The organism is Zoogloea sp. (genome assembly GCF_041914405.1).
In the GTDB taxonomy this organism is placed as follows: Bacteria; Pseudomonadota; Gammaproteobacteria; order Burkholderiales; family Rhodocyclaceae; genus Zoogloea.
In genome coordinates, this window is sequence record NZ_JAYSDK010000066.1 from 1 (window position 1) to 8,961 (window position 8,961).

Genomic DNA, 8,961 nt, shown 5'->3' on the forward strand with positions numbered 1-8,961 from the left:
TGCCGATGTTGGCGTTGATCTTCACGAGGAAGTTGCGGCCGATGATCATCGGCTCACTTTCCGGGTGGTTGATGTTGTTGGGGATGATGGCGCGGCCGCGGGCGACTTCGGAACGCACGAACTCGGGGGTGATCTCGCCGGGGATGGCGGCGCCGAAGTCCTGGCCCTTGTGCTGACGGGTCAGCAGCGCAGCCATCTTCTCGCCCTGCGGGCCGGTGGCGCGCAGGCTCTCCAGGTAGGCCTGGCGGTTGACGTTCTCGCGGATGGCGACGAATTCCATCTCCGGGGTGATGATGCCCTGGCGGGCGTAGTGCATCTGGGAGACGTTCTTGCCGGGCAGCGCACGGCGGGGCTTGCGGTGCAGGCCGGGGAAGCGCAGTTCGTCGAGCTTGGGGTCCAGCGCGCGGGCGCGGCCGTATTCGCTGGTCAGGTCGGCGAGCACTTCGGTGTCGCCGCGTTCCTCGATCCAGCCCTGGCGCAGGGCCGGCAGGCCGGAGCGGATGTCGATCTTCGCGTTCGGGTCGGTGTAGGGGCCGGAACAGTCGTAGACGAAGATCGGCGGGTTCTTCTCACCGCCGAAACCGGTCGGCGTATCGGCCTGGGTGATCTCGCGCATCGGCACGCGGATGTCCGGGCGGGAGCCTTCGACGTGGATCTTGCGGGAATTGGGTAGCGGCGCAACGGCCGCTTCGTCCACATGGGCGGACGCAGCGAGGAATTTGTCGGTGGCGTTCATGGAGGCTCCTTTGGGGATTCGGTCTGTGTTCGTTATCTGAATGGCAAGCCATTTCACTCGGACTTTCAGCAAATTCCACGCCACGCCGCGCCAGCACTGGAAAAGCGGCAGTTCCGCAATATCGCCCTTATTCACCATCATTGAATATTGAGACGGCGGAGACAAAAGAGACGCCTGTCTCCTTTCTCGCCCCATCATTTGAGACATGTGTCTCGTCTTTTATTTCCCATTTCCGGCGTATTCCCCGTCTTAATGGGAAAAATCAGACCTGGCAAACTAATTGCAATTCCCTCCTCGCCACCGGCCTATTAAGCCGGAGGAACAATAACGAGGAGACATATCCATGATTCAGCACGCATCCGTATCCAAGGGCCGTCAAGAGAATCCGCGCATCCTGCGCAACGCCATCGCCATTGCGGTGGCCAGCCTAGCCCTGCCTGCCCTCGCCGAAACCAATGTGGCGATCTACGGCATCATCGACGCCGGCCTGCTCTATCAGAGCAAGACCGGCACGGACGGCAAGAGCAAGTCGTCGATGGAAACCAGCGGCCTGCGCCAGACCATCATCGGTTTCAAGGGGGACCGTGACCTGGGCCAGGGCCTGGAAGGCTTCTTCAACCTGGAAGCCCACTTCGACACCAACAACGGCCAGTTCCACGGCACCGGCGACGCCCAGGGCAACGGCACCCCGTTCTTCCGCCGTCAGGCCAACCTGGGCCTGCGCGGCGACTGGGGCAGCGTAACCTTCGGCCGCCAGTACGGCCCGGCGCTGCTGGCCCACATCGGTACCGAACCGCGTGCGTTCAAGGAGCAGTTCTCCAACCTCTACGCCTGGGCCTACAACCAGTACGCCGCCACCAATGGGGCGCCGGGCACCGAGCGCAACACCAACAACGACGTCGGTATCTTCTTCAGCAACGCCATCCAGTACCGCAACACCCTCGGCCCCTACAGCTTCGGCGTGCTGTATTCCCCCGGCGGCCAGGCCGGCAGCCTGGACAAGAACAGCGTGTGGGCGGTGGGCGGCACCTATACCGGCCCGGTGGTGCTGTCGGCGTCCTACCAGGTCATCAAGGATCAGGCCACCGCCAACGACAACGTGCGCCACGGCGGCCTCGGCTTCGCAGTGCCCTTCGGCGACTTCACCTTCAAGGCCAACTACCTCAACGCCCGCAACTCCCTCAGCACCGGCAGCAACGTCTCCAACGTCAATGCGATCGGCGTCGGCACCGACTGGAAGTGGCACCCCAAGAACACCGCGACCCTTGCCTACTACGACAACAAGGACCGCATGAACAAGGACGACCACACCCGCAACATCGTCATCAGCAACGACTATTCGCTGCGCAACGACACCATCCTGTACGCCCAGATGGCCTACGTGGACGCGGGCGATGCCGCCACCATCAAGACCAGCATCGTCGCCGCCGGCATCCCGAGCGTGGGCCACAAATCCACCCTGCTCAACGTCGGCCTGAACTTCACGTTCTGAGCCCCCGCCCCGACACACCAGAAGACCACAAGGACAACACCATGAAGATCGCCCAAATCCGCCTGGCCGCCTGTCTCGGCGCCGCTGGCCTGATCGCCGGCAGCGCGCTGGCCGCCGACACCCGCCCCGGCTACGCCGATCCGGACAACTGGCCCCAGTACCACCGCAGCTACAACGCCTGGCGCTTCAGCCCCCTCAGCCAGATCAACAAGACCAACGTGAAGAAGCTCAAGGTGGCGTGGATCCACCAGCCGGGCAACATCACCCACGGCTTGCAGGCCACACCCATCGTCATCGACGGCATCCTGTACTACGTGTCGGCCAACAACAACGTGTGGGCGGTGGACGCCACCAACGGTAAGACCTTGTGGCACTACGAGCCTAAGCTGGCCGCCATCTCCAAGCAGGTCTTCTACGCTGCCGCCAGCCGCGGCGTGACGGTCGGCCGCGGCAAGGTCTTCCTCGGCACCCTGGACGGGCGCTTCATCGCCATCGACCAGAAGACCGGCAAGGAAGTCTGGTCCACCCAGCTCACCGACCAGAAGACCCAGTATGGCGCCCTCTTCTCGGCCCCGCCGCAGCTCGCCGGCGACGTGCTGTTCGGCGGCACCACCGGCGGCGACCAGCCCATCGCCGGCAAAATCTACGCGGTGAACGCCGACACCGGCAAACCCGTGTGGAACTTCGACATCATCAAGAACGACCCGGCCAGCTGGCCCGGCGACAGCGGCAAGGTGGGCGGCGGCTCGGCATGGATGCCCGGCACCTACGACGAGAGCACCGACACGATCTACATCGGCACCTCCAACGCCGCGCCCGACTACTACACCCCTGGCCGCGAAGGCGACAACAAGTACACCTCCACCCTGCTCGCCCTCGACCCCAAGACCGGCAAGCTCAAGTGGCACCGCCAGGAAATCCCCCACGACACCTGGGACTTCGACGCTGCCTACGAGGCGCTGCTGGTCAAGAAGGACGGCAAGGACGTGATCGTCCACCTCAACAAGAGCGGCTTCGTCTTCGTGATGGACAAGCAGGACGGCAAGCTGGAGAACGTCTGGCAGTTCGCCGAGAACATGAACTGGTCCAAGGGCATCGACCCGAAGACCGGCGCCCTCATCGAGCCGCGCCGCCCGCAGCCCGGCAAGCGCGAGCTGCTGTGCCCCAACCTGCTCGGCGCGCGCAGCTGGAACCACGGCGCCTACAACCCCGGCACCGGCCTGTGGTACTCCCACGCGATGGAAGTGTGTAACGAAGTGGTCGCCGGCAAGGACGATCCGTCCAACCTGACCGCCGTCTCCGCCCTGTCCCTCGGCATCGACGAGATCAAGCTGGTGCCGCCGCCCAACGGCAAGAAGCCGGACGGCCGCCTCGACGCCCGCGACCCGCTGACCGGCAAGATCAAGTGGAGCATCCGCTACGACCTGCCGCCCCTTTCCAGCGTGCTGACCACCGCCGGCGGGCTGGTGTTCACCGGCGACATGGAAGGCCACCTGTTCGCCTACGACGCCGACAACGGCAAGGAACTGTGGCGCTTCAACGCCGGCTCCGGCGCCCGCGGCGGCCCGGTCAGCTACGCCGTCAAGGGCAAGCAGTACATCGTGATCCCGACCGGCCTCGGCTCCCACGCCCCGGGCTTCCTGTCCGGCGCCTTCCCGCAGATCAAGGACCTGCCCGGCGGTGCCGCGCTGATCGGCTTCACCCTCGAGTAAGCCCGCCTTACGAGCTCCGCGGCACGACGGGTCCGGACGCGGCCCGCCGTGCTGTTCCTAGGGTGTGGTGCAGACCTCCAGGTGCCACACCCCTTTTTTTTCCCTCGCTATGCCCTTGGGGCCCATTCCAGATGTTTGTGCTGCGGGCAGATTGCTGTAGGGGCGAATTCATTCGCCCTCCCTGCGTTGACCAGACTCCACGGGCGAATGAATTCGCCCCCACAGGACACCCGCCTTCTCATCGAACGCCCGCCACTACAACAAGACCCCAGTTCCAATCGGAGACAAGACCATGATCCCCCTCCCCACCCGCCTGCGGGCATTCGCCCCCGCCCTGCTCCTCGCCCTGCTCGCCCCGGCTCACGCGGTCGCCCCGCCGCCCGACGAAGGCAAGGCGCTGGTCGCCGCCGGCCACAACCGTTTCGACAAGCTGTGCGTAAGCTGCCACGGCGCGGGCGGTGCCGGCGTGGCCCCCGGCGGCGCCAACGCCAGCTACGGCCCCAAGCTGGTGTCCCGCAGCGACCTGCCCGAAGAACGCATCCGCGACCGCATCATTCACGGCAAGCATGGCGACAAGGCCATGCCGCCCTGGGGCACCGTGCTCGAAGCCAAGGAGATCGACCAGCTCGTCGCCTACGTGAAGCGCCTGGCCAGCACGCCTGCCGGCCAGGGCACCGGCCCGCTGGCCCCGTTCGACCTCAACGAGCAGGCCCGCATCGACGCCGGCAAGCGCCGCTTCGCCAAGACCTGTGCCGGCTACTGCCACGGCTTCGAAGGCGTCGGCGGCCGCGCCCCCGACTTCAAGGGCCGCACGGACCTGCCCGCCGAAGTGGCCTACGAGACCATCTCCAAGGGCCGCCAGGGCGCCGACGTGATGCCCCCGTGGGGCGGTGCCTTCACCGAAGAGCAGATCTGGGAACTGGTCGCCTACCTGCAATACCTGGGCAAGCAGCAACCGTAAGCGGGCAATGGCGGGAACGGAAAGATACTTTCCGCCTTTCGACCTCCGAGCCCGAAAGTTCGGGCTCCGAGCTCGAAACTTCGAGCAAGCCGGTCGAAACTTCGCGTTCCCAAGCCGAAGTTTCGAGTTCGCGAGCCGAACCTTCAGCAAGTTCATCCGAAAACCGGAAATCAATCATCCGTCATTGGATGACAGCCTTCCACCGGCACATCGGCAACAGGGCAAGCCCCTGCCCGCATGCGCCACGGGATCAGCGTCACGGATAAAATCCGGCCACCGCAATTTCCTGCCCGCCGCCCAATCCCCAACGGCGTACCCCGGAACAATGATGTCCCACGACCCGCAGCCCTCCCCACTCGCCCACCTTCTCGCCCCGCTCGGCATCCCGACCAGCGAGATCGCCCGGCGCAGGCTGCCGGTGTTCGCCGAGGCGCAGAACCTGGTCGTAGTGGAAACCCATGCCGCCCGGGGTTTTCTGCTGCAGCCGCGAGCGGCACAGGCATGGAGGGAAATGCAGGCCGCTGCCGCGGCGGACGGTATCGTGCTGGAGCTGGTTTCCGCCTTCCGCAGCATCGAACGCCAGGCGGAACTGATACGCCGCAAGCTGGACAATGGCGTCGCGCTGGCCGACATCCTGAGCGTGCTGGCCATTCCGGGCACATCCGAACATCACACCGGCTGCGCAGTCGATGTGACGACGCCCGGCTGCCCGCCGGCCGAGGAAACCTTCGAAGACACCGCCGCCTTTGCGTGGCTGAACGCCCACGCGGCGCACTATGGCTTCACCCTGTCTTTCCCTCGCGGCAACCCGGAGGGCTATCTGTACGAGCCCTGGCACTGGTGCTTCGAGCGGGATCGGCTGCTCACCGGGGCGGTCTGAGCGATATCCGTCCAGCCAGGTGGTTCAGGCATCGAAGCGGAAGCCGGGGGGCTTCGGCCGCTGGCGCTCCCGAAAAGCGGTCATGAAGGCGTCGCGGGAGCGCGACAGGAAGAAGGGGTTGCGCTGGCGCTCCTCACCTATCGTCGACACGGTACGGCCATGCACGTCGTGGCCGGGAAAGACCAGCACCTCGTCCGGCAGCACGAACAGCCGGTCGACGACTGAGTCATACATGCGCCCCGGATCGCAGATGCCCCCTTCCGCCAGGCCGCAACCACCCAGCTCCAATGCATCGCCGCAGAACAGGCGGTCCTGCCACAGGTAGCTCACGCTGAACGGCGTGTGGCCGGGCGTGGCGATCACGCGGATCGGCTCGGCATCGACGAGAAGCATGTCACCGGCGGCAACCGCTCGGTAGCGTTCGCCACCGCCCGGGGGCGCGCCAGCCACCAGCAGCACCGCCGGATAGAGGTGGGCCAGGCGTTCCAGCATGTCCCCATGGACATGGGTCAGCAGGATCATCCGCAGTTCGAACCCACGCTCGGCCAGCAGTGACTGGAGCAGCAGCGCCTGGCAGGGATCGGGGTTGGGATCCACGGCGACCGCCGCGGCGCCTCCCGCCGGGGCGAGCAGATAGCTCATTGCGGAAGTCCGCGGATCGAAGAACTGCCGGAAATACATGGCCGCGCCCCTCAATGCCCCGCCATCCGCAGCACGGCCAGCAGGCGCAACACGGGGTCCGTGTCCTGGGGCATTCGGGCATCAGGATGAATCTTGTGCATGGCCATCCTCCACCGACCTCAGGCCGCCGCGGCGTCGTCTGCGCCGATCAGCAGGCGGGTATCGCTCAGGTACTTGTAGGGCGGGATCTCCAGGTTGGTCGGCGCCGGCTTGTTCTTGAAGACCCGCCCCGCCAGATCGAAGGTCGAGCCATGACAGGGGCACAGGAAGCCGCCGGGCCAGTCGGCGCCGAGGGCCGGGTTGCCGGCCTGGAAGGCACTGGACGGCGAGCAGCCGAGATGGGTACAAATGCCGACCGCCACGAAGATCTCCGGATTACGCGAGCGATGGGCGTTGCGGGCGTAGTCGGGCTGCTGGGAGGCCACGCCGGATTGCGGATCGGCCAGCAGGGGCTCGGCCTTGGCCAGCGCAGCCAGCATGTCGGGGGTACGCCGCAGGATCCACACCGGCTTGCCGCGCCATTCGACAACCATCAACTCGCCCGGGGCGAGCTTGTCGATATCCACCTCCACCGGCGCCCCGGCGGCCATCGCGCGCTCGGACGGAGTCAGCGTCGCCACGAAGGGCGCGGCAGCGGCCACGGCCAGCACCCCGCCGGCCCCCGCGGTGGCGATGAGCAGGGTCCGGCGGGACGGATCGCGGGGAGATTCGGTTCCGCCAAAGGCGGGCGGCAGGGTCGTGGTAGGCATGGAATCCTCTCGGTTGAGCTGGCGATGGTCGTCAGGCTGTATCAGCTCCGGCTAATCAACATCCATGCCACCCCTGCGCGCAACACAAAGCCTTTCCACATCAATCACTTACACTCATGCACCGGAGAGCATGCTGCCATCCGGCCTGCCACGCGAACTGCCACGTCCTTCCCTGGCAGTTATTCCTGCCACCCAAGCAGGACAAGACCCAAAAACGGCAGCCCAGCGCGATTTGACCGTGGCGGTCTGCCATGACAGCATCCGGCAGACCTGCTGGCAGAAAGCCTTTCCCATGAGCATCGGCCCCCATCCCCTCCCCGAACTCGTCTCCTTCCTGGACACCCTGCCGGAGCCGCACATCCTGTGCGACCGCAACTACCGCATCCTGGCCGCCAACGGCGCCTACCGGGCCAAATGCGAACGGCCGGACGACCTGATCGGGCGCCGTTGCTACGAGGTGTCCCACCACTACCCGGTGCCCTGCGACCAGGCCGGCGAATCCTGCCCGCTGGCGCGCAGCCTGCAGTCCGGCCAGCGGGAACGCGTGGTGCATCTGCACCACACCGCCGGCGGTGAGCGCTACGAGAACATCGAGCTGTCGCCGATCCGCGACCGGGGCGGCGAGATCGCCTTCTTCATCGAGAAGCTGGAACCACTGCCGGTAGCCCGCGGCGTCGCCGCGGACCAGGGCCTGATCGGCAGGGCGCCGGCCTTCCTGGCGATGCTGGAGCTGGTGGCCCGCGTCGCGCCGTCCGAGGCCAGCGTGCTGCTGCAGGGGGAGTCCGGCACCGGCAAGGAACTGGTCGCCCAGGCCATCCACGAGGCAAGCCGGCGCACCGATCGCCCCTTCGTGGCGGTGGATTGCTCGGGCCTCACCGAAACCCTGTTCGAGAGCGAGCTGTTCGGCCACGAGCGCGGCGCCTTCACCGGTGCGACCACGCGCAAGAGCGGCCTCGTTGAAGTGGCCAGCGGCGGCACGCTGTTCCTCGACGAACTGGGCGACATTCCGCTGGCGATGCAGGTCAAGCTGCTGCGCCTGCTGGAAACCGGCACCTACCGGCGGGTCGGCGGCACCGAGCTGATCCGCGCCGACATCCGGCTGGTCTCCGCCACCCACCGGCCGCTCAAGGCCCTGGTGGAAAAAGGCCAGTTCCGCCAGGACCTGTTCTACCGCGTGAACGCTTTTCCGATCAGCCTGCCGCCGCTGCGCCACCGCCAGGAGGACATCCCGCTGCTGGCCGAAGCCCTGCTCAAGCGGGTGGCGCCCGAGCGCCCGCTTGGCATCGCCGCGGACGCACTGGACTGTCTGCTGGCCTACGACTACCCGGGCAATGTGCGGGAACTGCGCAACATCCTCGAGCGCGCCAGCCTGCTGTGCGACGGGGAGGCGCTACAGCGCCGGCATCTGCCCGAAGAACTGCAACTCGGCGGCTTCGGCGGCGATGCACCCGCGGAAGCCGAAACAAGGAACGGCCCCCACATGCCACTCGGCCGGGGACAACTGAACGATGCGCAGTTGCGTGCCGCGCTGCAAAGCCACCGCGGGTCCCGCAAAGCCCTGGCGTCACAGCTGGGCATGAGCGAGCGCACCCTGTACCGGCGTATCAAGGAACTGGGCTGAACAAGCCTTGCCGGATGTACTAAGGGGAAGCCGGATCGCTCCATGCTTCCCCTTGTCTGCGACGGCGCTGACGCCTACTGCGGTATCAGGAACACCGACTTCTCCCGTACCGCCACGGTTTCATCGTCC

The 8,961-nt window shown here is 66.3% G+C and carries 8 protein-coding genes; 5 read left to right on the plus strand and 3 right to left on the minus strand.

The annotated features are described in order from the left end of the window. Positions 1-736 (minus strand): phosphomethylpyrimidine synthase ThiC (locus ACE3RX_RS22665; protein ID WP_374487237.1); only part of this gene is annotated, 736 nt, incomplete at its 3' end. Positions 737-1,079: 343 nt separating this feature from the next. Between ACE3RX_RS22665 and ACE3RX_RS22670 the strand changes: the two genes are divergently transcribed. From ACE3RX_RS22670 to ACE3RX_RS22685, 4 genes are all read left to right on the plus strand, one after another. Further along, a complete protein-coding gene (locus ACE3RX_RS22670) occupies positions 1,080-2,228 on the plus strand; it encodes a porin (RefSeq protein WP_374487238.1) in 1,149 nt (382 codons plus the stop codon). Between the two features lie 41 nt (positions 2,229-2,269). Further along, complete coding sequence (locus tag ACE3RX_RS22675) at positions 2,270-3,940, plus strand: pyrroloquinoline quinone-dependent dehydrogenase (protein WP_374487239.1); 1,671 nt, start codon at positions 2,270-2,272, stop codon at positions 3,938-3,940. A 292-nt stretch (positions 3,941-4,232) separates the two neighbouring features. Further along, positions 4,233-4,901, plus strand: a complete 669-nt coding sequence (locus ACE3RX_RS22680; protein WP_374487240.1) for a c-type cytochrome — start codon at positions 4,233-4,235, stop codon at positions 4,899-4,901. A gap of 328 nt (positions 4,902-5,229) precedes the next feature. Beyond that, positions 5,230-5,781, plus strand: coding sequence for a D-alanyl-D-alanine carboxypeptidase family protein (locus ACE3RX_RS22685; RefSeq protein ID WP_374487241.1), 552 nt, complete (start codon positions 5,230-5,232; stop codon positions 5,779-5,781). A 24-nt stretch (positions 5,782-5,805) separates the two neighbouring features. Here ACE3RX_RS22685 and ACE3RX_RS22690 read toward each other — a convergent pair whose 3' ends face one another. Together ACE3RX_RS22690 and petA are read right to left on the minus strand one after the other, a co-directional pair. Further along, entirely contained in the window at positions 5,806-6,423 is a 618-nt protein-coding gene (locus ACE3RX_RS22690) for an MBL fold metallo-hydrolase (RefSeq protein WP_374487242.1), read from the minus strand. Positions 6,424-6,581: 158 nt separating this feature from the next. Then, a complete protein-coding gene (gene petA, locus ACE3RX_RS22695) occupies positions 6,582-7,211 on the minus strand; it encodes a ubiquinol-cytochrome c reductase iron-sulfur subunit (RefSeq protein WP_374487243.1) in 630 nt (209 codons plus the stop codon). A 292-nt stretch (positions 7,212-7,503) separates the two neighbouring features. Here petA and ACE3RX_RS22700 point away from each other — a divergent pair, with 292 nt between their 5' ends. Continuing rightward, a complete protein-coding gene (locus tag ACE3RX_RS22700; protein WP_374487244.1) occupies positions 7,504-8,832 on the plus strand; it encodes a sigma-54 interaction domain-containing protein in 1,329 nt (442 codons plus the stop codon). Positions 8,833-8,961: the final 129 nt, after the last annotated feature.